23 protein-coding genes are annotated in these 26,196 nt (G+C 71.5%); 14 read left to right on the top strand and 9 right to left on the bottom strand.

The genetic code is table 11. The annotated features are described in order from the left end of the window. Positions 1-2,388: an ATP-binding cassette domain-containing protein gene (locus ACN27F_RS04645; RefSeq protein ID WP_421431366.1), complete on the top strand. Its 2,388-nt coding sequence runs from the start codon at positions 1-3 to the stop codon at positions 2,386-2,388. On the opposite strand, the gene ACN27F_RS04640 is transcribed toward ACN27F_RS04645, so the two are convergent. The 7 genes from ACN27F_RS04640 to ACN27F_RS04610 form a co-directional block, all read right to left on the bottom strand. Then, on the bottom strand, positions 2,373-3,212 hold the full coding sequence (locus tag ACN27F_RS04640) for an urease accessory protein UreD (RefSeq protein WP_421431365.1): 840 nt from the start codon (positions 3,210-3,212) through the stop codon (positions 2,373-2,375). The genes ACN27F_RS04645 and ACN27F_RS04640 overlap by 16 nt on opposite strands. After that, positions 3,212-3,874 (bottom strand): urease accessory protein UreG, encoded by a 663-nt coding sequence (ureG, locus tag ACN27F_RS04635; RefSeq protein ID WP_421439965.1) that lies wholly within the window; start codon positions 3,872-3,874, stop codon positions 3,212-3,214. The genes ACN27F_RS04640 and ureG overlap by 1 nt, the downstream gene beginning before the upstream one ends. A gap of 112 nt (positions 3,875-3,986) precedes the next feature. Then, a complete protein-coding gene (locus ACN27F_RS04630; RefSeq protein ID WP_421431364.1) occupies positions 3,987-4,685 on the bottom strand; it encodes an urease accessory protein UreF in 699 nt (232 codons plus the stop codon). Positions 4,686-4,698: 13 nt separating this feature from the next. Next, positions 4,699-6,438 (bottom strand): urease subunit alpha, encoded by a 1,740-nt coding sequence (locus ACN27F_RS04625; RefSeq protein WP_421431363.1) that lies wholly within the window; start codon positions 6,436-6,438, stop codon positions 4,699-4,701. Beyond that, positions 6,435-6,839, bottom strand: a complete 405-nt coding sequence (locus ACN27F_RS04620; protein WP_421431362.1) for an urease subunit beta — start codon at positions 6,837-6,839, stop codon at positions 6,435-6,437. Before ACN27F_RS04620 ends, ACN27F_RS04625 begins: the two co-directional genes overlap by 4 nt. A gap of 9 nt (positions 6,840-6,848) precedes the next feature. Next, the gene (locus ACN27F_RS04615) at positions 6,849-7,151 is read right to left on the bottom strand and encodes an urease subunit gamma (RefSeq protein ID WP_421431361.1); all 303 of its coding nucleotides are present in this window, start codon (positions 7,149-7,151) and stop codon (positions 6,849-6,851) included. Positions 7,152-7,280: 129 nt separating this feature from the next. Further along, positions 7,281-7,877, bottom strand: a complete 597-nt coding sequence (locus ACN27F_RS04610; RefSeq protein ID WP_421431360.1) for a hypothetical protein — start codon at positions 7,875-7,877, stop codon at positions 7,281-7,283. Positions 7,878-8,268: 391 nt separating this feature from the next. Here ACN27F_RS04610 and ACN27F_RS04605 point away from each other — a divergent pair, with 391 nt between their 5' ends. Further along, positions 8,269-8,952: a hypothetical protein gene (locus tag ACN27F_RS04605; RefSeq protein WP_421431359.1), complete on the top strand. Its 684-nt coding sequence runs from the start codon at positions 8,269-8,271 to the stop codon at positions 8,950-8,952. 48 nt (positions 8,953-9,000) lie between these two features. Here the strand turns inward: ACN27F_RS04605 and ACN27F_RS04600 are convergent, their stop codons facing one another. Beyond that, the gene (locus ACN27F_RS04600) at positions 9,001-10,302 is read right to left on the bottom strand and encodes a cation:proton antiporter (protein ID WP_421431358.1); all 1,302 of its coding nucleotides are present in this window, start codon (positions 10,300-10,302) and stop codon (positions 9,001-9,003) included. 158 nt (positions 10,303-10,460) lie between these two features. Between ACN27F_RS04600 and aspS the strand changes: the two genes are divergently transcribed. The 12 genes from aspS (at position 10,461) to ACN27F_RS04540 (ending at position 24,954) form a co-directional block, all read left to right on the top strand. Continuing rightward, on the top strand, positions 10,461-12,281 hold the full coding sequence (gene aspS / locus ACN27F_RS04595) for an aspartate--tRNA ligase (protein WP_421431357.1): 1,821 nt from the start codon (positions 10,461-10,463) through the stop codon (positions 12,279-12,281). A gap of 159 nt (positions 12,282-12,440) precedes the next feature. After that, a complete protein-coding gene (locus tag ACN27F_RS04590; protein WP_421431356.1) occupies positions 12,441-13,067 on the top strand; it encodes a helix-turn-helix domain-containing protein in 627 nt (208 codons plus the stop codon). Continuing rightward, the gene (locus tag ACN27F_RS04585) at positions 13,064-14,422 is read left to right on the top strand and encodes an MFS transporter (protein WP_421431355.1); all 1,359 of its coding nucleotides are present in this window, start codon (positions 13,064-13,066) and stop codon (positions 14,420-14,422) included. The genes ACN27F_RS04590 and ACN27F_RS04585 overlap by 4 nt, the downstream gene beginning before the upstream one ends. Before the next feature lie 77 nt (positions 14,423-14,499). Beyond that, positions 14,500-14,706, top strand: a complete 207-nt coding sequence (locus tag ACN27F_RS04580) for a hypothetical protein (protein WP_421431354.1) — start codon at positions 14,500-14,502, stop codon at positions 14,704-14,706. An 82-nt stretch (positions 14,707-14,788) separates the two neighbouring features. After that, positions 14,789-16,249, top strand: coding sequence for a replication-associated recombination protein A (locus ACN27F_RS04575; RefSeq protein WP_421431353.1), 1,461 nt, complete (start codon positions 14,789-14,791; stop codon positions 16,247-16,249). Between the two features lie 1,841 nt (positions 16,250-18,090). Beyond that, positions 18,091-18,810, top strand: coding sequence for a hypothetical protein (locus ACN27F_RS04570; protein WP_421439963.1), 720 nt, complete (start codon positions 18,091-18,093; stop codon positions 18,808-18,810). A gap of 116 nt (positions 18,811-18,926) precedes the next feature. Then, positions 18,927-19,388 carry a DUF948 domain-containing protein gene (locus ACN27F_RS04565; RefSeq protein ID WP_421431352.1) on the top strand — a complete coding sequence of 154 codons (462 nt, stop codon included), beginning with the start codon at positions 18,927-18,929 and terminating at the stop codon, positions 19,386-19,388. Between the two features lie 15 nt (positions 19,389-19,403). Further along, positions 19,404-19,709, top strand: a complete 306-nt coding sequence (locus ACN27F_RS04560) for a hypothetical protein (RefSeq protein ID WP_421431351.1) — start codon at positions 19,404-19,406, stop codon at positions 19,707-19,709. After that, positions 19,706-22,387: an alanine--tRNA ligase gene (gene alaS / locus ACN27F_RS04555; protein WP_421431350.1), complete on the top strand. Its 2,682-nt coding sequence runs from the start codon at positions 19,706-19,708 to the stop codon at positions 22,385-22,387. The genes ACN27F_RS04560 and alaS overlap by 4 nt, the downstream gene beginning before the upstream one ends. Next, positions 22,387-22,842 (top strand): Holliday junction resolvase RuvX, encoded by a 456-nt coding sequence (ruvX, locus tag ACN27F_RS04550; protein WP_421431349.1) that lies wholly within the window; start codon positions 22,387-22,389, stop codon positions 22,840-22,842. The genes alaS and ruvX overlap by 1 nt, the downstream gene beginning before the upstream one ends. Continuing rightward, complete coding sequence (gene mltG / locus ACN27F_RS04545) at positions 22,842-24,035, top strand: endolytic transglycosylase MltG (RefSeq protein WP_421431348.1); 1,194 nt, start codon at positions 22,842-22,844, stop codon at positions 24,033-24,035. The genes ruvX and mltG overlap by 1 nt, the downstream gene beginning before the upstream one ends. Continuing rightward, a complete protein-coding gene (locus ACN27F_RS04540; RefSeq protein WP_421431347.1) occupies positions 24,022-24,954 on the top strand; it encodes a shikimate dehydrogenase in 933 nt (310 codons plus the stop codon). The genes mltG and ACN27F_RS04540 overlap by 14 nt, the downstream gene beginning before the upstream one ends. On the opposite strand, the gene ACN27F_RS04535 is transcribed toward ACN27F_RS04540, so the two are convergent. After that, on the bottom strand, positions 24,887-26,077 hold the full coding sequence (locus ACN27F_RS04535) for a multidrug effflux MFS transporter (RefSeq protein WP_421431346.1): 1,191 nt from the start codon (positions 26,075-26,077) through the stop codon (positions 24,887-24,889). The genes ACN27F_RS04540 and ACN27F_RS04535 overlap by 68 nt on opposite strands. Positions 26,078-26,196: the final 119 nt, after the last annotated feature.

The raw sequence follows: 26,196 nt of genomic DNA, 5'->3' as shown, positions 1-26,196 counted from the left end.
ATGAGTAGGGCCACCACGACGGGCACACCGCCGCCCGCGCCGCACGCCGCCGACAGCCACGACCTGATCCGCGTGCACGGTGCGCGGGTCAACAACCTCAAGGACGTCAGCGTCGAGATCCCGAAACGCCGGCTGACCGTGTTCACCGGCGTCTCCGGCTCGGGCAAGAGCTCGCTCGTGTTCGGCACCATCGCCGCCGAGTCGCAGCGACTGATCAACGAGACGTACAGCGCCTTCGTCCAGGGGTTCATGCCGACGCTGGCCCGGCCCGAGGTCGACGTGCTCGACGGGCTGACCACCGCGATCATCGTCGACCAGGAGCGGATGGGCGGTGATCCCCGGTCCACGGTCGGCACCGCCACCGACGCCAACGCCATGCTGCGGATCCTGTTCAGCCGGCTCGGACAGCCCTACGTCGGTCCGCCCAACGCGTTCTCCTTCAACCTCGCCTCGGTGCGGGCCAGCGGCGCGATCACCGTCGAGCGCGGTGCCAGCAAGACCACGAAGCAGACCTTCACCCGGCTCGGCGGCATGTGTCCGCGCTGCGAGGGTCGGGGCTCGGTCACCGACTTCGACCTGACCGCGCTGTACGACGACAGCAAATCGCTCAACGAGGGAGCGTTGACCATCCCCGGCTACAGCGTCGACGGCTGGTACGGGCGGATCTTCGGCGGCTGCGGCTTCTTCGACCCGGACAAGCCGATCCGCACGTTCACCAAGCGGCAGCTGCACGACCTGCTGTACAAGGAGCCGACCCGGATCAAGGTCGACAACGTCAACGTGACCTACGAGGGCCTGATCCCGCGGATCCAGAAGTCGTTCCTGGCCAAGGACGTCGATGCGATGCAACCGCACATCCGGGCGTTCGTGCGGCGGGCGATCACCTTCACCACCTGCCCCGACTGCGACGGCACCCGGCTGAACGAGGCCGCCCGGTCGTCGAAGATCAACGGGGTCACCATCGCCGACGTGTGCGCGATGCAGATCAGCGACCTCGCCGAGTGGGTCCAGGCGCTGGCCGAGCCGTCGGTCGCGCCGCTGCTGACGGCGTTGCGGCACACCCTCGACTCGTTCGTCGAGATCGGCCTCGGCTACCTGTCGTTGGACCGCCCGTCCGGCACCCTGTCCGGCGGTGAGGCGCAGCGCACCAAGATGATCCGGCACCTCGGATCGTCGTTGACCGACGTCACGTACGTCTTCGACGAGCCGACGATCGGGCTGCACCCGCACGACATCGCCCGGATGAACAACCTGCTGCTGCGGCTGCGAGACAAGGGCAACACCGTGCTCGTCGTCGAGCACAAGCCGGAGACGATCGCGATCGCCGACCATGTCGTCGACCTCGGTCCGGGTGCCGGCACGGCCGGCGGCGAGGTGATGTTCGAAGGTCCGGTGGACGGGCTGCGCGCCAGCGACACCGTCACCGGTCGTCATCTCGACGACCGTGCCACCCTGAAGCAGACCGTACGCGAGGCGTCCGGCACGCTGGAGATCCGTGGCGCGAACGCCAACAACCTGCACGACGTCGACGTCGACATCCCGCTCGGAGTGCTGGTCGTGGTGACCGGGGTCGCCGGCTCCGGCAAGAGTTCCCTGCTGCACGGGTCGATCCCGGCCAACGCGGGGGTGGTCTCGATCGACCAGACCGGCATCCGTGGCTCGCGGCGCAGCAACCCGGCGACGTACACCGGGCTGCTCGACCCGATCCGTAAGGCGTTCGCCAAGGCCAACGGGGTGAAACCGGCGTTGTTCAGCGCCAACTCCGAAGGTGCCTGCCCGACCTGCAACGGCGCCGGGGTCATCTACACCGATCTGGCGATGATGGCCGGTGTCGCCACCGTCTGCGAGGACTGCGAGGGCCGGCGGTTCCAGGCGGCGGTGCTGGAGTACCTCCTCGGTGGCCGCGACATCAGCGAGGTGCTGGCGATGTCGGTGGCCGAGGCCGAGGAGTTCTTCGCCACCGGCGAGGCGCGCACCCCGGCCGCCCACGCCGTCCTGCGTCGGCTCGCCGACGTCGGGCTCGGCTACCTCACCCTCGGCCAGCCGCTGACCACGCTGTCCGGCGGTGAGCGCCAGCGGCTGAAGCTGGCCACCAAGATGGCGGACAAGGGCGGCGTCTACGTCCTCGACGAGCCGACCACCGGTCTGCACCTGGCCGACGTCGAGCAGTTGCTCGGCCTGCTCGACCGGCTGGTCGACGCCGGCAAGTCGGTGATCGTCATCGAGCACCATCAGGCGGTCATGGCACACGCCGACTGGATCATCGATCTGGGTCCCGGTGCCGGCCACGACGGCGGCCGGATCGTCTTCGAAGGCGTCCCCGCCGACCTCGTCGCCGCCCGCTCCACGCTCACCGGCGAGCACCTCGCGGTCTACGTCGGCAGCTGAGCACCTGCCGGTGGCGGGCCGACGACGGCGACCTGGACACGGTCCAGCGCGGTTGGGTCCAGGTCGGCGCGGTCCAGCGCGGCGCGGTCCAGTGCGGCGCGGACGCCACGCGCGGTCTCACCGGTCGCGGTGACCAGCACCGCAGGGCCGGCAGCCAGCGGCAGCAGCGCGGCACCCGGGCCGAGCGGGGCGGCGGCCGGAGCGTCGCCGGCCGCCCATGCGGGGCGTACCACCAGCACCGAGCCGGTCGCTTTCGCGCCGCCGAGCACCGCTGGCCCGGCCCAGCCGTCGGCGTGCGGCCCGACCGCCAGATCGGTCCGCAGCACTGTCCGACCCGCGTACCGCACTGTGGTGTCGATCCGGGCGTCACCGCACGGCTCACCGGCCCGCCCGCAGACCAGTTCCTCCCGCCACACCAGGGCGGCGCCGTCGGCCAGCTCCACCACCGAGCGGGACAGGTGGTGGCAGCCGGCGGCGGCGATCAGCGGCTCCGGCAGCCAGCGCAGCTCGCCGCCGGCCGCGACCCGGACCACCATCTCCAGCGTCGAACGCGCGCCGTCTGCCCCGGGCAACGCCAACGACGCCGCCACCGTACGCAGGCACAACCGGGCCCCGGGCCCGACCTCGACGTCCAGTCGCAGATCGTCGCCGCCCAGCGGCCCGGCCGCCGCACCGACCAGATGCACCTGCACCTCGCCGTCGCGGTCACCGACCGGCCGGGGACCGGTGCGGCGCGGCACCAGCGGCGGCTCGCCGCGCAGGCAGGCCAGCCGGGTCCGCCCGTCGGCGCCGACCTCGGCGACCACCCGCGCGCGGGCCCGCATCAGCTGGCGATCTCCGCCCGCATGTGCGCCCTGGCCCGCAGCAGCCCCCGGATCCAGTCGGCCACCGGTGTGGCCGTCCGGTCCTGCACCAGCGACAGGAACACGGTCGGCAGCTCGCCCCGGCGGGCGGCGGCGTCCCGCCGCATCACCGACAAATCGGCGTTGACCAGCGGTGCCAGGTCCGTCTTGTTGATCACCAGCAGGTCGGCGGTGCTCACCCCCGGTCCACCCTTGCGCGGCACCTTGTCGCCGCCGGCCACGTCGACCACGAAAATCTGCTGATCCACCAGGCCTCGGCTGAACGTGGCGGTCAGGTTGTCGCCGCCACTTTCCACCAGCACCAGATCGAGCTCGCCGAGCTGGTACGACAGGTCCTCGATCGCGTCGAGGTTGGCGGAGATGTCGTCGCGGATCGCGGTGTGCGGGCAGCAGCCGGTCTCCACCGCGCGCACCCGCTCCGCCGGCAGGACACCGTTTCGCAGCAGGAAGTCGGCGTCCTCGGTGGTGTAGATGTCGTTGGTGACCACGGCCAGCCGCAGTTCGTCGGCGAGTGCCCGGCACAGCGCGGCCACCAGCGCCGTCTTGCCGGAACCGACCGGCCCACCGATGCCGATACGTAACGCCGGGGACTCAGCGGCGGCGCGCGGTGGGTGCGGGTCCACCCCCGGATCCGGGTGGGTGTGGGGCACCTCGCCCGGCTCGTGGGCGTGCGGTGTCTCGCCGCCCGGGTGGGCGTGCGGTTCGGCGGTTCCGTCGTGCGCGTGGACGTGTGGTTCAGGACGCAAAGAGACGCACCTCCCAGGTGGCGTGGTGTTCGGCGTCGACCTCCGGCAGCGGGGCCGACCCGGCGGGCAGCTCGTCGACCGGCCACCCGGCCATGGTGGCCGCCTCGGCGGCGACCCGGTCGGTTTGCGGGGCCAGCCGGGCGAGCAGGGCGTGTACCGCGTACGGATCGAGGCCCAGCAGACGCACGGCGGCGCTGGCCGGGCCGGTGACCGTGCCGTAGGCGGCGGCCAGCGCCGCATCGGCCGGCCCGAGTCCGGCGGCGGCGGCGACCGCGCCGAGCGCCACCGGTTGGTGGCGTTCGCGTGGCCCGAGCGCCGGCATGGCCCAGATGCTGCGCCCGGCGCGCAGCAACGCCCGGCCCTGGGCCCGCGAGGCGCGGCGCAGCGCGGGTGACGGGGTACGCGCGTCGAGTCCGTCGTCGAGCGCGTCCAGCCGCGCCGGGCCGCCGACGGAGCCGGTGGCGCCGCTCACGACCGCCGTGACTGGGGCCGCCGCGGCAGCGGCAGCGGCGAACGCGGCGGCTGTGCGCCCGCCGGTGGCCAGCCGGCCGGTGAGGAACCCCGCCAGGGTGTCCAGGTCGCGCACCCGGCCGGCGGTGACCGCCGCCTCCAGCCCGCTGGAATGGGCGTGCCCGCCGGCCGGCAGCCGGCCGTCGGCGAGGATGAGCAGCGTCGCGAGGCCGGTCATCGGCGGCCGGTCATCAGAAGAGAAAGTAGCGCTGCGCCATCGGCAGCTCCATCGCGGGTGCCGGCTCGATCGTCTCCCCGTCGATGCGGACGGTGAACGTGTCCGCGTCGATCTCGATCCGCGGGGTCGCGTCGTTGAGCGGCATGTCGGCCTTGCCCCGGCGGCGTACGTCGGCGACGGGGGACAGCCGCCGGCGAATGCCGAGCCGGTCACCGAGCAGCGCGTCGATCGCCGCCGGCGCGACGAAGGCCAGGCTGGTCGCGGACGGCACGGTGCCGAAGGCGCCGAACATCGGCCGGGGCAGCATCGGTTGCGGGGTGGGGATCGACGCGTTGGCGTCACCCATCTGCGCCCAGGCGATCATGCCGCCCTTGACCACCAGATGCGGCCGTACGCCGAAGAACGCCGGATCCCACAGCACCAGGTCGGCCAGCTTGCCCGGCTCGATCGAGCCGACCTCGCCCTCGATGCCGTGCGCCACCGCCGGGCAGATCGTGTACTTGGCGACGTACCGTCGGGCCCGCTGGTTGTCGGCGGCGCCGTCACCGGGCAGCGAGCCGCGCCGTGCCTTCATCACGTGCGCGGTCTGCCAGGTCCGCAGCACCACCTCGCCGATGCGTCCCATCGCCTGGGAGTCGGAGCCGATCATCGAGATGGCGCCGAGGTCGTGCAGGATGTCCTCGCCGGCCATGGTGCTGGGCCGGATCCGGCTCTCGGCGAACGCCAGGTCCTCGGGCACGCTCGGGTTCAGATGGTGGCAGACCATCAGCATGTCGAGGTGCTCGTCGAGGGTGTTGCGGGTGTGCGGGCGGGTCGGGTTGGTCGACGACGGCAGCACGTTGGGCTCCGACGCCACCCGCATGATGTCGGGCGCGTGCCCGCCGCCGGCACCTTCGGTGTGGTACGCGTGGATCGCCCGGCCGGCGATCGCCGCCAGGGTGCTCTCCACGTACCCGGCTTCGTTGAGGGTGTCGGTGTGGATCGCCACCTGCACCCCGGAGGCGTCGGCCACCCGCAGGCAGGCGTCGATCGCCGCCGGGGTGGTGCCCCAGTCCTCGTGCAGCTTGAACCCGCCGGCACCGCCGCGCAGCTGCTCCCACATGGAGTCTTCGCTGACCGTGTTGCCCTTGCCGAGCAGCAGCACGTTGACCGGCCACGGGTCGAGCGCGGCGAGCATCATGCCCAGGTGCCACGGGCCGGGGGTGACGGTGGTGGCCTTGCTGCCCTCGGCCGGCCCGGTGCCGCCGCCCAGGATCGTGGTGACACCGGTCGCCAGCGCGGTCTCCAGCAGCTGCGGGCAGATCAGGTGTACGTGACTGTCGATCGCGCCGGCGGTGAGGATCTTGCCGTTGCCGGCGATGATCTCGGTGCTCGGCCCGATCACCAGGTCAGGGTGGATTCCGTCCATGGTGTCCGGGTTGCCGGCCTTGCCGAGCGCGACGATCCGGCCGTCGCGGATGCCGACGTCGGCCTTGACGACGCCCCAGTGGTCGAGCACCACCGCGCCGGTGATCACCGTGTCCGGGGCGCCCTCGGCCCGGGTGGCCCGGGACTGGCCCATCGACTCGCGGATCACCTTGCCGCCGCCGAAGACGACCTCGTCGCCGTAGGCCGGGGTGCCGTCGGCGCCGGGCGGCGCGCACCGGTCCTCGTCGACCTCGATCAGCAGGTTGGTGTCGGCGAGACGGATCCGGTCACCGACGGTCGGGCCGAGCAGGGCGGCGTACCGCCGCCGGTCCAGGGCGCCGCTCACGCCGTACCTCCCGCCTCGTGTCCGCGGCCCACGGTGCCCGTCCGCCGCCCGTCCGCCAAGGCACCGGCGCATTCGCCACGCAGCCCGGCGACGATGCGCTGACCGCCGAACGGCACCAGCGCCACCTCCCGGTCGACGCCCGGCTCGAAGCGCACCGACGTGCCGGCCGGGACCGCCAGCCGGTGTCCCCACGCGGCGGCCCGGTCGAAGTCCAGCACCGGGTTGGCCTCGGCGAAGTGGTAGTGCGAGCCCACCTGCACCGGCCGGTCGCCGGTGTTGGTGACCGGCAGGGTCAGCACCGGCCGGCCGGGGTTGAGCGTGATCGGCCCATCGCCGGGGATCAGTTCACCGGGAACGACTGTGCCGCCGTCGGTGCCCGACGGCGAGGGTGGTGCACTCAAACTGCGCTCCTAGGAGATCGGCTCGTGTACGGTCACCAGCTTGGTCCCGTCGGGGAAGGTGGCTTCCACCTGCACCTCGGGGAGCATCTCCGGCACTCCGTCGAGCACGTCCTCGCGACCGAGCACGGTGCGCCCGGCCTCCATCAGCTCCGCCACGCTGCGGCCGTCCCGGGCACCTTCCAGCAGGAAGGCGGTGATCACCGCGGTCGCTTCCGGGTGGTTGAGCCGGATGCCCCTCGCACGGCGCTTCCAGGCCACGTCGGCGGCGACGTGGATGAGCAGTCGCTCCTGCTCGTGCCGGGTGAGAAACAAACCGGACCTCCATGAGCGATCGAGACCTGGGTCGTGCCAGATGTTGACATTCTGACATTTCAATCACGTTACGTACGCGTATCGGGCTCACCTGCGAGGGTCTTCACCTGGACCGGCTCACGGGTGACGTCATTCACGCAGCGCTGCGTCGACCAAGATCGCCATGCCGTCCGGGAGCTCGCACCGGACCTGGATCTTCATCTGCTCCGCCCCGTCGACGACTGCGGTCAACGGGGCCGGCTGTGCGGCGGTGGCGGTGTACTGACCGCCCCGTTTTGTCCAGATCAGACTGCCGTCGCGTGCGCGTTCCGCTGCGAAGACGTCTACGTACATTACCGCGTCCGACTGGTTCGCGAAAAATGGCCGAACGGTGGCCTCGAACGAGTCGTACCGACCACGCAGTTCGTATATGACATCCCGCATCTTGTCGTTGCTCTGATTGCTCGGGCATTCGATCTTGACGGCTTGATCGAATTCTGAGGTGTCTCGCAGTTCGCGTGGCAGGTCGGTCAGATTGGATCCGCCTGCCTGGGGGGAAATCGCCGCAAGATAGGCGGCAGACGGAGCAGCAGCGGGATCCGGTCCTGGTGTGGACGGTGCCGAATCCGTGGGCGACTGCTGCGGTGCGGTAGCCGGAACCGATGGGCTAGTCGGGCCACTGGTCTTCGCGTGATCGGTCGAGCCGAGCAGCGGAGTCAGGTAGGCCGCCACTGCCACAAGCGCCATGATGACGGTCCCTATCGCGCCGGCTGCGACCCACCTTTCGGGCGCAGTCATCCGGCGTCGCTGTGCTTTGTCGGTGACGCTAGCTGGGCGATGTTCGGTATCAGACATGAGACACCCGTATCGGTGAGGTGATTCTTTGCTTCAGCATGGCACTATTACGGTACTCGATCAGATAACTTGATCGAGCGGCTCGGGTATGTCTGCTGTGGTGTCCGCGCGGGGTGCAACATTTCCACGCACATCGGCCACCGGCTGATTCATTGAGGAGGTTCTGATGTCGATCCGTGAAGCGGGTCCCGGTCCGTCGTCGTCTTCTCCGGTCGATCCGCCGGCCGGGGGGAGCCCGACCCGGTCGGTCGGCGGTCGGTTCCGGCGGGGTCTGCTGCTGCTGGTGGCGGCCGTGTCGTTGCTGGCGCTGCTGACCTCGATGGCCACTGCCGTAATCGCCTGGCGCGCGCTTGACCAGGCCGGCGACGCCAAAGCCATCGCGCTGGGCGGCGGTGGCCAGGCAGCACCGCCGATCGAGCCGTCTGCGCCGCTCGACGGTGACTCCGCGGTGACCGCGCCAGTAGGAGACCCGGAGACCGACCCCGTCTCCAGCTCGCCGCCGGGCGCGGATACGAGCGACCCGCCGGTGCTCAACGAGCAGACCAAGTACGACCTGTGGTATCAGAAACAATCGATCACGTTGCGCACCGCAAGCAATAGGTACATGCATGCCGACCTGGACGAACCCCGGGCAGACGTCCCTTCTTCCGGCGGAGTCGAAATCACCCTGTACGGCAGGTACGGCAATGCCGCTGCCTACCTGAGGTTGGGATCCGGCGTACAGGCGAGCCAGACCGACCAACCCGAGCTCACGCCGCATGACTGCTCCGAGCGGATCCGAACGGCGCCGCTGGGCACGGAGGCGCAGGTACCGGCCCGACAAGGCACGGTCCTATGCCTCTGGACCAGCCACGCCGCAGCACTCGACGCGGGCCATGCGCGGCGGGTCGTCCTGCTGGAGATCACCGGTGTCGCCGACGACGGCGCCGTGACGCTGCTGCTCACCGCGTGGGACATTCCGCAGTGAGGCGGCACCGGGTCAGATGACCTGGCAACGGTAGACGTCGATCATCGGTCAGTCCTGGTCGCCGTCGGGGCGACGTGCCGGTTCGGCCGCCCCGACGGGACCGGCGCCACCGGTGTCGTCCGGGACATCGTCGGCGTTGCCAGCGGTGGCCGGCGCGCTGCGGCGGCGCAGGGCGTGGTGCCAGGCCGGGGTCTCCCGTTCGTCGTCGAAGGCGTTGGCGACCACCACATCGGTCGACGAATGCAGCAGGATGGAGATCACGATGGTCAGCGCGACCAGGTGGAACACCTCGTCGGCGGCGCTGATCCCCGATTTGAGCACCAGCAGGCCGTAGACCACCGAGGCGAACCCCTTCGGTCCGAACCACATCGCCGCCGCCTGCTCCCGGGGCGCCAGCCCGGAGCGGACGAACGCGATCGCCAGCGCCACCGGCCGGGCGACGAAGATGGCCAGCACCGCGAACACCCAGCCCGGCCAGGAGATCTCACCGAGAAACTCGATCGAGATCAGCGCGCCGAAGACCAGCAGCGCGGCCAGCTTGAGCAGCTCGGAGACGCTCTCGCCGAAGTGCTCGAAGGCAGCCCGTTGGCGGGGGCCGAAGGTGGCGATGGTGCTGCCGGCGGCGAACGCGGCCAGGAACAGGTTGCCATGCGTGGCCTGGCCGAGCGCCAGCACGAGCAAACCGATGGCCACTCCGTTGAGTGGTTCGTACAGCGCGGACGCGGCGAACCAGCGGGTCCGTTCCAGCGCGATGGCCAGCGCCGGTACGGCGACCCCGATGACCAGACCGATGGCGAGTTCGGTGGCCAGGTCGCCCAGGTGCAGGTCGCCGGAGCCGGTGGCGACGGCCAGGAACAGGATGACGAACGGCAGGGCGAGGCCGTCGTTGATCCCGGACTCGACGTTGAGCAGGTGTCGCAGCCGGTACGGCACCTTCTCGTTGCCGACCAGCGCGGCGGCGAACACCGGGTCGGTGGGTGCCAGCACCGCGCCGATCAGCAGCGCCTCCGGCCAGGCGAGCCCGGCCACGTAGTGGGCCAGCACCGCGGTGATCACCAGGGTGAGCGGCAGGCCCCAGCCGAGCGCCCGTCCGGGCAGCCGCCAGGCCGAGCGCAGGTCCGACCAGCCGACCCGCATGCCGTCGGTGAACAGCACCGCGAACAACGCCAGCTCGGCCAGGGTGTTGACGATCGACGAGTCCGCCCGTACGTCCAGCACCCCGGTCGTCTGCGGTCCGAGCAGGAAGCCGGCCACCAGGAACAGCGCCGCCGTCGACAGGATGGTGCGGTGGGCGACCGCCGAGACCAGCACGGCGAGCAGCAGGACGGCGGCGAAACTCAACAGCAGCATGGGAACTCCGGAGACCGGTGGTGCGGTGGTGTCGGTGGCAGCGGTGGTGCCAGGTCCGGTGATGGTACGTCGGGCGGCCGGGATCGCCGCCGAGGCGGGCGGGACGGGCTGACAGAATGCGGGTGCAGCCCCGTACCCGCGATGAGGAGTTCCGTGCCGTGATTCGTACCCATGACGCCGGCAGCCTGCGCCCGACGCACGCCGGCACGACGGTGACACTCGCCGGCTGGGTGGCCCGCCGGCGCGACCACGGTGGGGTCATCTTCGTCGACCTGCGCGACGCCTCCGGCGTGGCGCAGGTGGTGTTCCGCGAGGAGATGGAGCAGGCCCACGCGCTGCGCAACGAGTTCTGCGTACGGGTGACCGGCGTCGTCGAGCGCCGGCCGCAGGGCAACGACAACCCGGAGTTGGCCACCGGAGAGGTCGAGGTCACCGCGACCGAGCTGACCGTACTGTCCGAGGCCGCGCCGCTGCCGCTGCCGATCGACGACCAGGTCGACGCCGGCGACGACATTCGGCTCAAGTACCGCTACCTGGACCTGCGCCGCCGCGGCCCGGCCGGCGCCCTGCGGCTGCGCTCGCGGGCCAACCAGATCGCCCGTACGGTGCTGCACGCACGCGACTTCGTGGAGATCGAGACGCCGACGCTGACCCGGTCCACCCCGGAGGGCGCCCGTGACTTCCTGGTGCCGGTGCGGTTGCAGCCCGGCACCTGGTACGCGTTGCCGCAGTCGCCGCAGCTGTTCAAGCAGTTGCTGATGGTCGCCGGGATGGAGCGCTACTACCAGATCGCCCGCTGCTACCGCGACGAGGACTTCCGGGCCGACCGGCAGCCGGAGTTCACCCAGCTGGACATCGAGATGTCGTTCGTCACCCAGGACGACGTGATCGAGCTCGGTGAAACCATCGTCGGCGCGTTGTGGCGGGAGCTGGCCGGGCACGAGATCGCCGGCCCGGTGCCCCGGATCACCTGGCACGAGGCGATGGACCGGTACGGCTCCGACAAGCCGGACCTGCGTTACGGCGTGGAGCTGACCGACCTGACCGGTTTCCTGCGCGGGACGGCGTTCCGGGTGTTCGCCGGGGCGATCGACGCGGGTGGCTACGTCGGCGCGGTGGTGATGCCCGGCGGCGCCGCGCAGACCCGGAAGGAACTCGACGGGTGGCAGGACTGGGCCAAGGCGCGCGGTGCACGCGGGCTGGCGTACGTGGTGCTGGACGCGGAGACCGGCGAGCCGCGAGGCCCGGTGGCGAAGAACCTGTCCGCCGAGCATCTCGGTGGGCTGGCCGACGCGGTCGGCGCCAAGCCGGGCGACGCGATCTTCTTCGCCGCGTCGGCCGACCGGCGGGAGGCGCAGGAGCTGCTCGGCGCGGCCCGCATCGAGATCGCCCGCCGGGCCAACCTGGTCGACGAGAGTGCCTGGGCGTTCTGCTGGGTGGTGGACGCGCCGATGTTCGAGCCGACCGAGGAGGGCGGCTGGACCGCGGTGCACCACCCGTTCACCTCGCCCACCGATGAGTGGCTGGACCGCTTCGACGGCGCGCCGGGCGCGGCCCTCGCCTACGCGTACGACATCGTCTGCAACGGCAACGAGATCGGTGGCGGCTCGGTGCGTATCCACCGGGCGGACGTGCAGCGGCGGGTGTTCGAGCTGCTGGGCATCACCGAGCAGGAGGCGGCGGACAAGTTCGGCTTCCTGCTGGAGGCGTTCAAGTACGGGCCGCCGCCGCACGGCGGCATCGCCTTCGGCTGGGACCGGATCTGCATGCTGCTGGCCGGCGCGGACTCGATCCGCGAGGTGATCGCCTTCCCGAAGACGCGCGGTGGCTTCGACCCGCTGACCGGGGCGCCGACGCCGATCACGGCCCAGCAACGGGCCGAGGCGGGGGTGGACGCCAAGCCGAAGCCGTCGGCCGGCGTCGCGCCGGCCCCGGCGGCCGGTACGGCGGGCGTGGCCGCCCCGGTCGAACCCTCCTGATCGAGCACCCTGCCGGACCATCCTGCCGGACCACCGGGCCGGGCCCCGGGCGTGGGAATCGCCCTGCGGCCCGGCCTGTCCGCGTCGCCGGGACCGGAACGCAGAGACAGTGTGCAAAGAAGTTGTGCAAATATCTTCTGCAAAGATAGTGTGCTTGGCATGGACGACGTGAGCGACATGGACGAGCAACTGTCGACGGTCTGGCTCGGCCCGGAGCAGGTCCGTGCCCTGGCCCATCCACTGCGGCTGCGGCTACTCGGCGCGCTGCGCCTGGACGGCCCGGCGACCGCCACCGCGCTCGCCCACGAACTCGGCACGAACACCGGAGCCACCAGCTACCACCTGCGCAAGCTGGCCGACGCTGGGCTGGTACGCGAGGAGCCGACCCGGGGCACCGGTCGCGAGCGCTGGTGGCGGTCGGTGCACCAGGTTTCGTCGTGGCACAACACCTCGTTCGACGACGACCCGGACGCCCGCGCCGCCGCCGACTGGCTGAACAGCTACTTCGTGCAGCAGTTCGTCCGCAATGCGGAGGACTGGCACGCCGCCCGTGACGGCTATCCGGCCCGATGGCGCGACGCCGCTGAGTACTCCGACTACGTGTTGACGCTGACCCCGGATCAGCTGCGGCGGCTCAACACCGAACTCCATGCGGTCGTCGAGCGCTTCCGCGTCGACCCCGGTCCGGGCGAGGGGGCGGCCGAGCAGGTGATGCTCTACACGTACGGCTTTCCACGTGTCAGTGGCGGCGGCCGGGCCGGCACGGCACCGGAGCAGCGGCCGTGAGCGGCGACCCGCCGGGTCTGGCCACCACCCAGGTCCGTCACCGCTACCTGCTCCTGCTCGGTCTGCGCTGGCTGCCGACCGGCCTGCTGATCCCGGTGATGGTGCTGTTCATGCTGGAGCGTGGGCTGTCCCTGCCCCAGGTCGGCATGGTCATGGCGGTCCAAGGGTTCGTGGTACTCGGGTTCGAGTTGCCCACCGGTGGTCTGGCCGACGCACTCGGGCGTAAGCCGGTGCTGCTCGCCGCGGCGGTGACGCATCTGGTGTCGCTGGCGATGTTCGTCGTCGCCGACTCGGTCGCGATGTTCGTCGTCGTCCTGGCGTTGCAGGGGATCTTCCGGGCGTTGGAGAGCGGTCCGCTGGAATCCTGGTACGTGGACGCGACGCTGGCCGTCGAACCGGACGCGGACATCGAGCGGGGCCTCAGCGCTGGGGGAGTGGTCGGCGGCCTCGCCATCGCCGCCGGAGCGCTGGCCGCGGGCGCTCTGGTGGCGACCGGCGGGCTGCCGGCCGTCGGCGGGATCGGCCCGGCCTCGGCGTTGACCCTGCCAGCGCTGGCTGCCGTGGCGCTGCAGATTGCCGGTTTGGTGGCGGTGGCCCGACTGATGGTCGAGGTCCGCCCGGCAGCCGGGGTCGGGGCGCTGCGCGCGTCGGTACGTGACATGTCGCACGCCATCGCCGGTGCCGCCGGTCTGCTGCGTCGGTCCCGGGTGGTGCTCGCGCTGGTCTCGGTCGAGTTGTTCTGGGGATTCGGCATGGTCGCCTTCGAGACGTTGATGCCGGTCCGGCTGGCCGAGGTGGTGGGTGACGCCGACCGGGCCGCTGTCTGGCTCGGGCCGGTCGGCACTGCCGCCTGGGTGGCCTCGGCGGCGGGGGCGGCCGGCGCGGCCGTGGTGAGTCGCTGGGTCGGCGCGCCGGTCGCCGCTGCGGTGCTACGCGTACTGCAGGGCGCCACCGTGGTGGCGATGGCGTTGTTCGCCGGCCCGGCCGCCGTGGTGGTCGCGTACCTGCTCTGTTACGCCGTGCACGGGGCGGCAAACCCGTTGCACATGGGTCTGCTGCACCGGCAGGCGCAAGGGCGGTATCGCACCAGCCTGGTGTCGCTCAACTCGATGGTCTCGCAGCCAGCGGGTGCGCTCGGCCTGCTCGTGCTGACCGGTATCGCCGGGGCGCTGACCACCAGCATCGCCATGCTGGTCGGCGCCGTTGCCCTGGCCGCCGCCGCACCGCTGTACCTGGTCGCTCCGCGCCGCTCCGCCCGGCCGTCGTCGCCATCGCCACAGCCAGCGCTGGCGGCGACGGCGACGACGCCGGCCGACCCGCCGTACGTGGCCGTGACCTCGGTTGACCACCAGTGATGCGGTCCAACCTGGATTGGCCGGCGCCGCCGTTGGGTATGGAGTGGCCGACCGACTGAACCCCCCAGGAGGATTTCATGCTCGCCATCGTCGCGGCGGTTGTCTTTGGTTTCGCTCTGCTGCTCGACCTGCTCAACTCCGATCTTGGTGCCCCGGACCTGTTCAACTGGAACACGCTGGTGCTGATCGGCCTGTTCTGCCTCGCCCTGTACTTCGCCGGTGTGGGTCGCGGCAGCACCGGAGGCGGTCGCTGGTACCGGGGCCGCCGGCCCGGCCGCGGCTGAGCCGGGCGCGCCACGTCATTGCTCGCCGGTCCGATCTCGGCGCATTTCCGGCGTCCGAGATCGGGCCGGTACTGTCTTGTTGATGGAGTCCGACGTCCTCTTCTCCGTTTCCGCCGCGGGCGGGCTGCCCGCAGCGCCGCCGGCCGGCGGCGCTGCGGGAATGGACCGTGGAGTCGGCGGGACCGGCGCGGACACCGCTCCACTGCCGGTACGGATGCGACCGGCGAGCATCGACGAGCTGATCGGCCAGGATCATCTGCTCGCTCCGGGCGCGCCGCTGCGGCAACTCGTGACCGGCGACGCACCGATGTCGGTGATCCTCTGGGGGCCGCCCGGGTGTGGCAAGACCACGGTCGCCCATCTGGTGGCCCGGGCGACCAATCGCCGGTTCGTGGCCATGTCGGCGTTGTCCGCCGGTGTTCGCGACGTGCGCGCGGTGATAGACGAGGCGCGGCGGCAGCGCCGTACCGGCGGCCTGCCGACCGTGCTGTTCATCGACGAGGTTCACCGGTTCAGCAAGACCCAACAGGATTCGTTGTTGGCGGCCGTCGAGGACCGGACGGTGACGCTGTTGGCCGCAACTACCGAAAATCCTCACTTTTCGGTTATTTCGCCACTATTGTCGCGGTGTGTCCTGCTTACCCTGCGGCCGTTGGACGCCGACGCGGTTCGTGGCCTGTTGCGGCGCGCGGTGACCGACGAGCGCGGACTCGGCGGCCGGCGACGACTTGCGAAGGCCGCCGAGGACCATCTGGTCCGGTTGGCCGGTGGCGACGTACGCAAGGCGCTGACCGCGCTGGAAGCCGCCGCGGCAGCGGCTGCCGCCCGCGACGCCGACGAGATCGACCTGAGCACCGCAGAGCAGGCAATCGATGTCGCGGCGGTGCGCTACGACCGGGATGGCGACGCTCACTACGACGTGACCAGTGCGTTCATCAAGAGCATGCGGGGCTCTGACGTCGACGCGGCGCTGCACTGGCTGGCCCGGATGCTGGTGGCGGGGGAGGACGCCCGGTTCATCGCCCGCCGGATGGTGATCTTCGCCAGCGAGGACGTCGGCATGGCCGACCCGGGCGCCCTGTCGGTGGCCACCGCCGCCGCACACGCGGTCGAGTACGTCGGCCTGCCCGAGGCACAGCTCAACCTGGCCCAGGCCACGATCCATCTCGCCACCGCCCCGAAGTCCAACTCCGCGACCACCGCGTTGGCGGCCGCGGTCGCCGACGTACGGGCTGGTAAGGGCGGGGCCGTTCCAGCGCACCTGCGTGACGGCCACTATTCCGGCGCACGCGGGCTCGGCCATGGGCGTGGCTACCACTACCCGCACGACGATCATCGTGGGGTGCTCACCCAGCAGTATCCACCGGACGAACTCGCCGGTGTTGACTACTACCGACCGACGGAGCACGGTGCCGAACGCGCGGTCGCCGCGCGGTTGCCGGTGCTGCGCCGGATCGTGCGTGGCGCGTCCAGCCCGGTGGCCGACACCGGTGCGGGGTCCGATGACAGCGGCAGTCAGGCTGCCGGGGAGGTACAGCAGTGAGAGCGCGCGGTGCTGAGCGCCCTGAGGAACCCGACGAGCGCCGGGAGGCCAAGGCCAAGGGCCGCCGCTGGGGTCGGGGGGCACCAGTCGAGGAGGAGGTCAGCGGAGAGGAAATCGGCTGGCTCGACGATCTGCGTACGGCGAAGGAACAGCGGATCGACATCGGACCCGGCGGGGAAGGGCTAGCCGGGTCGGTGCCGCGCACGCGGCCCGACGAGCTCGCGAACCGGGCTCCCACCGCCCGGCCCGAGCCACAATCTGGTCGTGGTCCGGAGCCCGGTCGTGGTCCGGAGCCCGGTCGTGGTCCGGAGCCCGGTCGTGGCCGTGGGCAGGTCGACCCCCGTGCCGGCGACTCCCGGCCCGCCGGGCAGGTCGACCCACGGGTGGCCGGAGCACACCAGATCGATCCGCGCCCTGGACGCTCCGTTCCGGACGCCTTCCGGCGGCCCGGTACGGCCGGGCCGGTGGTTCCGCAGTCCGGAAACGCTCCGCCATTGCCAGACGCCGGGCGGCCCGCCGAGCGGGCACCACAGGGCCCGCCGGGTGTGCCGACCGGGCCGTCCGGTACTCGGCGCCCGGCACCGGGATCGGCCGCCGGCCCGCCGCCGGCCGCCGCGCCATCCCAGGCCAAACCGCCCGTCGGCCGACGACGGGCACCGGAATCGCCGGACGAACCGACCGGCGGATGGACCCGGCCGGCCGGGGCGGAAAGTGGCGGCCCGGCGGCACAACGGCCACGGGCAGGACGACACGCTTCCCCCGCTGGCGAGTCGGAACAGGCCTGGCCCGGGCCGGACGGTGACGGACGGCCCGGGCCAGGCCGGGCGTATCCCGCTGCGTCCGGACCGCTGCCGGGTCCGGTGCCGCCGCTGCCCGGTCCCGGCTCGCCGGTCGCCCCGGTGTCACCGGTCAGCGCCCGTCCCTCCCACGGACAGCCAGATCGGCCGAACCGGGAGAGCCGTGCCGCCGCCCCGGTCGTTCCCGGACCCGGTGGGGCGCAACAGCCGGGCCATCGTCGGCCGGCCGGTCCGCCGGAGCCGGTGCCGCGTCCGGAAAACCGGCCCGCCGGTCCGCCGAACGCCGCCCTGGCCGGACCGCCGCCGGGGCCGCCGACTGGTCACGCGCGTCCGCCGGCCTCAGGCCCGGCCGGTCCGACCGCCGCCGGGGGTGCGGTTTCCGGCCCGATTCCCTTCCCCAGCACCCAGTCGCGCCCACCGGGACCGCCCCGTCCCGGCGGTGTCGCGTCCGCGCCGTCCGCGCCCGGTCCGTTCACACCGCCATCGGCGGGAGGCAGCCAGCCCACCTCGGGTGTGCCGCGGCCGATGTCCGGGCCGCCGCGGCCGACGTCGGGCGGGCCACCGCAGCCCACCTCCGGCCCTCCACCGCGGCCGACCTCGGGTGGCCCGGCCCAGCCGATGTCTGGTCCACCGCAGCCGATGTCTGGTCCACCGCAGCCGATGTCTGGTCCACCGCGACCGATGTCCGGTCCGCCGATCGCCCGTGCGGCGGTGTCAGCTCCGGTCCGGCCCGGCGGACCGTCGCCCGAGGCACGCCCGCGCCCCGCACCGATGTCCCGGCCGGAGACCGGCCCCGGCCCGCGTCCCGTGCCCGGTGACGCGCCGGGCGGCATGGGTCCGGGCGGCATGGGTCCGGGCGGCATGGGTCCGGGCGGCATTGGCCCCGGCGGACCTGGCCGGCCTGGTGGACCCGGCGGGCACCCGGCGCGCGGCGGTACCCCGCACGCCGACCTGCCGACCATGGTGACTCGACGCCCGTCGGTCAACACCTCCGATTCGGGGGAGTTGCCGCGCGCCGTCGGGGAACGGCCCCGTCCGGCAGCAATGGGTCCGGCGGACGAGACAGACATCGGAACCGGCGGCGAAAGCAGCGAGCCGGGGGGACTCAGCCCGCAGCACCGCAAACTGCGCGCTGTCGCCCTCATCATGGTCGCGGTACTGGTACTGGCCGCCCTTCCGCTCTACTTCGGCATCCGGGCGGCGACCCGGGATCCCGTCTTCAACTCACTGGACCGGCTCGACGTGCCGCAGTGGGCGGCGGGGGAGAGCACCGACGCGGTCAGCGGCAGCCGATGGTGCCTGATCGACTGCCGGTTCCGGGAACGCACCAGCGCCTCCGAGCGGGGCACCGAGGAGACCGCCCAGGTCTACACCGCGGCACTCAGTGACGCGGGCTGGCTGCCGTGGGAGGTCGAACTCTGCCCGTCCCAACCGGTCGACGGGCAGTACACCTGCTGGACCCGGGACGAGTTGACCCTTGACCTGTGGGTCCGGCCCCCGGCCTGCTCCGACGATTTGCTGGCGCAGCGGCCCACGGTCGAACCGCCGGCCGACGGCGACGCCGACGAGGACGCCGGCGACGCCCCAGCGGCGCCTCCGGAGGAGACCTGCACCGGATCGGTGGTCTCGATCAAGGTACGCAACGCGATCGGCGACGACCGGATGAAGCCGCAGCCGAGTATCGACCCGTCGCTCACCGGCGAGGATCCGGACCCGATCTTCACCGACGACCCGCTGCTGGACCTGGAGACGGAACCGTCGTGAGCGGACCGCCATCACTGACGGTAGGGTCTGCACGGTGGTGCAGCGTGCGCTGACCCAAGCCGGCCGGAGCACTGATCGAAGCTGGCCGGAGCAGCGGGTGAACGAGGAGGACAGGCATGGACGGTGGGCAGATCGCGGCGCTGGTGGCAGCTGGTGCGTTCCTGATGCTGGCGCTCGTGCTCGCGGTGCCGATCCTGCGCCTGCGGCACACCGTGGACGCGGCCACCCGGGCCATCAACGACCTGAACGACCGTACCGGTCCGCTGCTCGGCCAGGTGAACACCTCGATGGAGAACGTGAACACCGCGCTCGGCCAGGTGCACACCACCCTGGACGGGGTCAACATCCAGCTTGCCAAGATCGACACGATGACCGGCCACGCTCAGAACGTCACGGCCAACGTCGCGAACCTGGCCACTGTGGTGTCCGCGGCAGCGGCGAATCCGCTGGTCAAGGTGGCTGCCTTCGGATACGGCGTGCGTCGTGCGGCGGCCGCTCGCCGGCATGCCGAGACCGAGCGTGACGTGCGTACGGAACTCAAGCAGCGGCGCCGGGCGGCCCGGCGCAACGCCGGATGACGGGAGGACGCCCTGATGAAACGCCTGCTGTGGCTCGGCGTCGGGCTCGCCGTCGGTGCGCTCGTCGTCCGTAAACTGAGCCGTACCGCCCAGTCGTACTCCCCGTCCGGCATCGCCGCCTCGCTGTCGGAATCCGCTGGCGGCCTGGTCGAGTCGGTCCGTACCTTCGTGGAAGACGTACGCGAGGGCATGGTCGAGCGCGAGCAGCAGATCCAGGCGGCGTTCGCCGAAGGCGTGGCCTTCGACGACCAGTTCGCCGAGCTGCGGGGCGACCCGCGTATCGGTGACGACGAGATCTTTCCCCAGGAGGACGCCCGGTGAAGACGGCGGAGATCAAGCGGCGGTTCCTCGCGTACTTCGAGGGTAACGGCCACGCCGTTGTGCCGTCCGCTCCGCTGCCCGCGATCGATGATCCGAATCTGCTGTTCATCAACGCGGGCATGGTGCAGTTCGTGCCGTACTTCCTGGGCCAGCGGACCCCGCCGTACCCGCGGGCGGCAAGCGTGCAGAAGTGTCTGCGTACCCCGGACATCGACGAGGTCGGCAGGACCTCCCGGCACGGCACCTTCTTCCAGATGAACGGCAACTTCTCGTTCGGCGACTATTTCAAGGAAGGGGCGATCCCGCTCGCCTGGAACCTGGTCACCAGGCCGGTGTCCGACGGCGGGTTCGGCATGGACCCGGAGCGGATCTGGGTCACCGTCTACCTCGACGACGAGGCGGCCGACATCTGGCAGCGGACCGGAGTGCCGGCTCGGCGGATCGTGCGCCGGGGCAACAAGGACAACTTCTGGTCGATGGGCATTCCCGGCCCGGCCGGTCCGTGCTCCGAGCTGTTCTACGACCGGGGCCCGGCGTACGGGTCGGACGGTGGCCCGGACGTCGACGAGGACCGCTTTCTCGAGTTCTGGAATCTCGTCTTCATGGAGTACGAGATCACCAACGTCCAGAGCAAGGAGGTCTTCGAGATCGTTGGCGGCCTGCCGCAGAAGAACATCGACACCGGCATGGGCTTGGAGCGGATCGCGTCGATTCTGCAAGGGGTGGACAACCTCTACGAGATCGACGAGGTACGCCCGATCCTGGACCGGGCCGCCCAGCTCACCGGTAAACGCTACGGCGCCGGTTCCGGACCCGCGGCGAGCGAGTCGCACCCCGACGACGTACGGCTGCGGGTGATCGCCGACCACGTGCGGACCGCGCTGATGCTGATCGGCGACGGGGTGACCCCGTCCAACGAGGGCCGCGGCTACGTGCTGCGCCGGATCACGCGTCGGGCGATCCGGGCGGTGCGATTGCTCGGCTGGCAGGAACGCGCGTTGCCGGAGCTGCTGCCGGTGGCCCGGGACTGCATGGCGCCGTCCTACCCCGAGCTGGCCGCCGACTTCGAGCGGATCTCGTCCTACGCGTACGCCGAGGAGGACGCCTTCCTCGCGACGCTGCGCGCCGGAACCACGATCCTGGACACCGCGATCACCGAGACCAAGTCGGCCGGTGGCCGGCAGCTGTCCGGGGACAAGGCGTTCCAGCTGCACGACACGTACGGCTTCCCGATCGACCTGACCCTGGAAATCGCCGGTGAGCAGGGACTGGCCGTCGACCAGGACGGATTCCGCCGGCTGATGGCGCAGCAGCGCTCCCGGGCCAAGGCGGACGCGCAGGCGCGCAAGACCGGTCACGTCGACATGTCCGCCTATCGGGGGGTGCTGGACTCCGGTGGCCCGGTGGAGTTCACCGGCTACGCCGAGGTGGCCCGCGAGTCGACGGTACGCGCCCTGCTCGGCGCGGGCGGTGCGGTGCTGCCGGCCGCCAGTGAGGGTGACGTGGTCGAGCTGGTGCTGGACAGCACCCCGTTCTACGCCGAGGGCGGCGGCCAGCAGCCGGACACCGGGCTGCTCACCGTCGGTGCCGGGCAGGTGGAGATCTTCGACGTGCAGTCCCCGGTGCCGGGGCTGATCGTGCACTCCGCCCGGGTGGTCCGCGGCGAGCTGCGCGCCGGCGAGACGGCGTACGCCGAGATCGACATCCCCCGGCGGCGGGCGATATCCCGCTCGCACACCGCGACCCACCTGGTGCACCAGACCATGCGTAACTTCCTCGGCGAGTCGGCCACCCAGGCCGGTTCGCTGAACGCGCCCGGACGGCTGCGCTTCGACTTCAACACCCCCGGCGCGGTCTCGCCGTCGGTCCTGCACGACATCGAGCAGCAGGTCAACGAGGTGCTACTGCGAGACCTGGAGGTGTCTGCGTTCCTCACCACCCAGGACGAGGCGCGCCGGTTGGGCGCGATGGCGCTGTTCGGTGAGAAGTACGGCGACGAGGTGCGGGTCGTCGAGGTCGGTGACTACGCCCGCGAGCTGTGCGGCGGCACGCACGTGACCCGTTCGGCGCAGCTCGGCATGGTGAAGATCCTCTCCGAGTCGTCGATCGGGTCGGGAGTCCGGCGGGTCGAGGCACTGGTCGGCATCGACGCATTCGACTTCCTGGCCCGCGAGCACCTGCTGGTGGCCCGACTGGCCGAGCTGTACCGGGTGCCGGCCGACCAGGTCGTCGACCGGGTACAGCAGACCGTCACCCAGCTGCGCGACGCGGAGAAAGAGCTGGAGAAGCTGCGCGGGCAGCTGGTCCTCGGCGGCGCGGCGACGCTCGCGGAGCAGGCCCGGGACGTGCGCGGAGTCGCCTACGTCGGCACGCAGGCACCCGAGGGCACCGCCGGTAACGAGGTACGGACCCTCGCCCAGGAGATCCGCGCAAAGATCGATCCGAGTCGGCCAGCGGCGGTCGCGGTCGTCGCGCGGGCCAACGGCAAGGCGTCGATGGTGGTGGCGGTCAACGCGGCGGGCAAGAGCCGTGGCCTGTCAGCGGCGGAGCTGGTCAAAGGCGCCCTGCACGGTCGGGGCGGTGGTAACGCCGAGCTGGCCCAGGGCGGCGGGCTGCCAGCGGCCGAGGCGCCCAGCTTGCTGGCCGCCGTCGAGCAGGCGATCGCCGCGTCGGCGTGATGCCGCGGCGCGGCCGGCGACTCGGCGTCGACGTGGGGCAGGTCCGGGTCGGACTGGCGATCAGCGACCCGGACGGCATCCTGGCCACTCCGCTGATGACGGTGCCCCGAGACGGCCGCCGGCTGGAGCCGTCGGCGACTCCGGCCGATATCGCGAAAATTGTCCAAATAGCAGACGAATACGAGGTGAACGAGGTTATCGTCGGCCTGCCGGTCAACCTCGCCGGCCGCCTTGGCCCGGCCGCCGAGGCTGTCAAGGCATACGTCCAGTCACTGACCGTGGCGATTGCACCGATTCCCGTTCTGATGACCGACGAAAGGATGTCGACGGTGGTCGCTAGCCGTAGGCTGTCCGAGCGAGGTGTCCGAGGGCGGCGCCAGCGCGCGGTGGTCGATCAGGCGGCTGCCGTGGAGATCCTGCAGAGCTGGCTGGATGCGCAGCGGAGGCGGATGTGATGATCGACGAACTGGACCTTGCCTTCGAGGACCGGGCGGAGAAGGGCCGGCACCGGCGCGGTGCCCGCCGCAAGAAGTCCGCCGGCGGTGGCCGGGGCAAGACCGTCGCCGCCTTGCTGGTCACCTTGCTGCTGCTCGGCGCGCTCGGTGGCGGGGTATGGTACGGCTTCGACCGGGTGCAGTCCTTCCTCACCACCCCCGACTACGACGGCGGCGGCACCGGTGAGGTGGTCGTGCAGGTGCGCCCGGGTGACACCGCCACCGACATCGGCAACACGCTCGTCGAGGCCGGGGTGGTCAAGAGCACCAAGGCGTTCACCAGCGAGGCCAGGACCAACTCCCGTAGCCAGAACATCCAGCCCGGGTTCTACCGACTGCGTCTGCAGATGAGCGCGGCGACGGCGCTGAGCCTGCTGCTCGATCTGGAGAACAAGGTGTCCAACCGGATCACCATCCCGGAGGGGCGCACCGCCAAGCAGATGTACCAGGCCCTGGCCGAGGCGACCGACATCCCGGCCGAGGAGTTCGCCGCGGCGGCCGCTGACCCGCTCGCGCTCGGGATACCCGACTGGTGGCTGACCCGCACCGACGGCAAGCAGGTGGACGCCTCCGCTGAAGGGTTCCTCTTTCCCGACACCTACGACTTCGATCCCAACCTCACCGCGACTGACATCCTGAAGCTGATGGTCGACCGGTTCCTCACGGTCACCGGTGAGATGGAGTTCGCCGAGCGGGTGCAGGCGGAGCGGGGCGGAATCAGCCCGTACGAGGCGTTGATCGTCGCCTCGCTCGCCCAGGCCGAGGCCGGCATCGCCGAGGACCTCGCCAAGGTGGCCCGGGTCGCCTACAACCGGGTGTACAGCGGTTCCTTTCCCTGTAGTTGCCTGCAGTTCGACGTCACGGTCAACTACTACTGGGAGCTGACCGGCCAGCCGACCAAGGCCTCCAAGGACATGACCCGCGACGAGTTGTACGACGACAGCAACCCGTACAGCACCCACGCCCACAGCGGGCTGCCGCCCACCCCGATCAACAACCCCGGCAAGGTCGCGCTCGAAGGGGCGGTCGACCCGCCCGACGCGGACTGGCACTACTTCGTCGCCATCGACAAGGAAGGTCGCTCGGCGTTCGCGGAGACCCTGGACGAACACAACGCCAACATTCAGATCGCCCGGGAGAATGGCATCCTCTGAGCCGGCGGGTGCCGCCCTGGACGGCGTCCGCCGGACCGGCAGCTGGCGGGCCGGTGTGCTCGGTAAACCGATCGCCCACTCACTGTCCCCGGTGATCCACAACGCCGGTTACCGGGCCGCCGGACTGTCCGGCTGGAGCTACACCGCGACCGAGTGCGCCGAGACGGAGCTGGCGGACCTGGTGGCCGGGCTCGGCCCGCAGTGGGCCGGGTTGTCGCTCACCATGCCGCTGAAGGAAGCGGCGCTGGCGGTCGCCGTCGACGCGTCGCCGGTCGCGGTCGCGGTCGGCGCGGCCAACACCCTGGTACGCCGGCCCGACGGCGGCTGGTTCGCCGACAACACCGACGTGCCCGGCATGGTCGCCGTGCTGCGCGAGGCGGGCGTGCGACCAGGCGCCCGGATCGCCGTACTCGGCGCCGGTGGCACCGCCCGTGCCGCGCTGGCCGCCGCCGCCGCGCTGGCCGCCACCGGAGTCGTCGTGATCGCCCGCCGAGCGGCCGCGATCGACGAACTGGCACCGGTCGCGGCGGCGCTCGGCGTACCGGTCGGCGGATCCGACTGGACCGCGGCGCCACAGGCAGCGGCCGATGCCGACGTGCTGATCTCGACGGTGCCCAAGGGGATCGCCGATCCGCTGGCAGCCCACCTGGCCTGGGCTTCGGTGAAGGTCTTCTTCGACGCGCTGTACGACCCGTGGCCGACCCCGCTGGCCGTTGCCGCCACCGCCGCCGGCACCACGGTGGTGTCCGGCCTGGATCTGCTGCTGGCCCAGGCGGTAGGGCAGTTCGAGCAGTTCACCGGGGTGACCGCGCCGGTGGCGGCGATGCGGGCCGCGCTGTACGCCGCCCCGTTCAGCCGGGCCGGCGCCGGGCCAGCGTCAGCACGGCGGTCAGTGACAGCGTCGCCGCCGCGACGATGACCAGTGCCATCGGCACGGCGCTGGTGGTGCCGGCCAGCCCGACCAGCGGTGCGGCCAGGGAACCGATACCCGACTGGATGGCGCCCAGCAACGCCGCCGCGGTGCCGGCGTGCCGGGCGTGGTCCTCGAGTGCGAGCGCCGTGCCGTTGGGCATCAACATGCCGAGGGTCGAGACGTAGCCGGCCAGCGGGACAAGGACCAGCCACAACTCACCGGTGGCCGCGCCGGCGACGAGTAGACCGGCCGCCACCAGCCCGGCGACCAGCGCCCCGACGAACAGCGTGCGGGGCGCACGGCTGCGCACCAGCCGGGCGTTGAGCTGGCCGAGCACGATCATCCCGAGCGCGTTGGCGCCGAAGACCATGCTGTACGTGGTGGGGGACAGTCCGAACCCGTCCTGCAGCACGTACGACGAACCACCGAGGTAGGCGAACAGGCCGGCGAAGGCGAGCCCCTGGGTGAGCGCGTACCCGAGGTAGGCCCGGTCGGTGACCAGCGACCGGGCAGCGCGGGCGGTGCCGGCGAGCCCGTCGGGATTGCGCCGCTCCACCGGCAGGGTCTCCGGAAGCCACCGGGCCAGCGCTGCGATGAGTAGGGTGGCGATCACCGCCAGCGCGACGAAGATGCCGCGCCAGGAGGTGATCCGCAGTACCACCGCGCCCAGCACCGGCGCGGCGATCGGCGCCACCCCGAAAATGATCAGCAGTCGTGAAAAGAACCGGGCCGCCTCCGCGCCGGAGTACAGGTCCCGCACCACCGTACGGCCCACCACCACCCCGACCCCGCCGGCGACACCCTGCACCAGGCGCAGCCCGGCGAGCACCTCGGCGGTGGGAGCGGCCGCACAGGCGAGTGTGATCAGCACGTAGCCGGCGGTGCCGGCGAGCACCGGTCCGCGGCGGCCCCACCGGTCGCTGAGCGGGCCACTGACCAGTTGCCCGAGCGCCACCCCGATCAGGCAGGTGGTCAGCGACAGCTGCACCCGGGCCGGTGCGGCGGACAGATCGTCGGTGATCACCGGGAGTGCCGGCAGGTACGTGTCGGCCGACAACGGTCCGATGGCGGTGAGCGCGCCGAGCAGGGTGAGCAGCGCCACCGGACGGCGGCGGATGTCGTACGGCACGAACCACCCCCCGGATCTTGAACCCACCGTACGGCAGCTGAGCTGGACGATGTTCCGGAGGTCGGGACGGTGCCGGTACACGCGCGGCGCCCGGACCGGGCCGTGTCACACTTTCCGAC

The sequence above is a fragment of the Solwaraspora sp. WMMB335 genome (genome assembly GCF_049179075.1).
Taxonomy (GTDB): Bacteria; Actinomycetota; Actinomycetes; order Mycobacteriales; family Micromonosporaceae; genus Micromonospora_E.
This window is presented reverse-complemented; position numbering and strand designations above follow the sequence as displayed.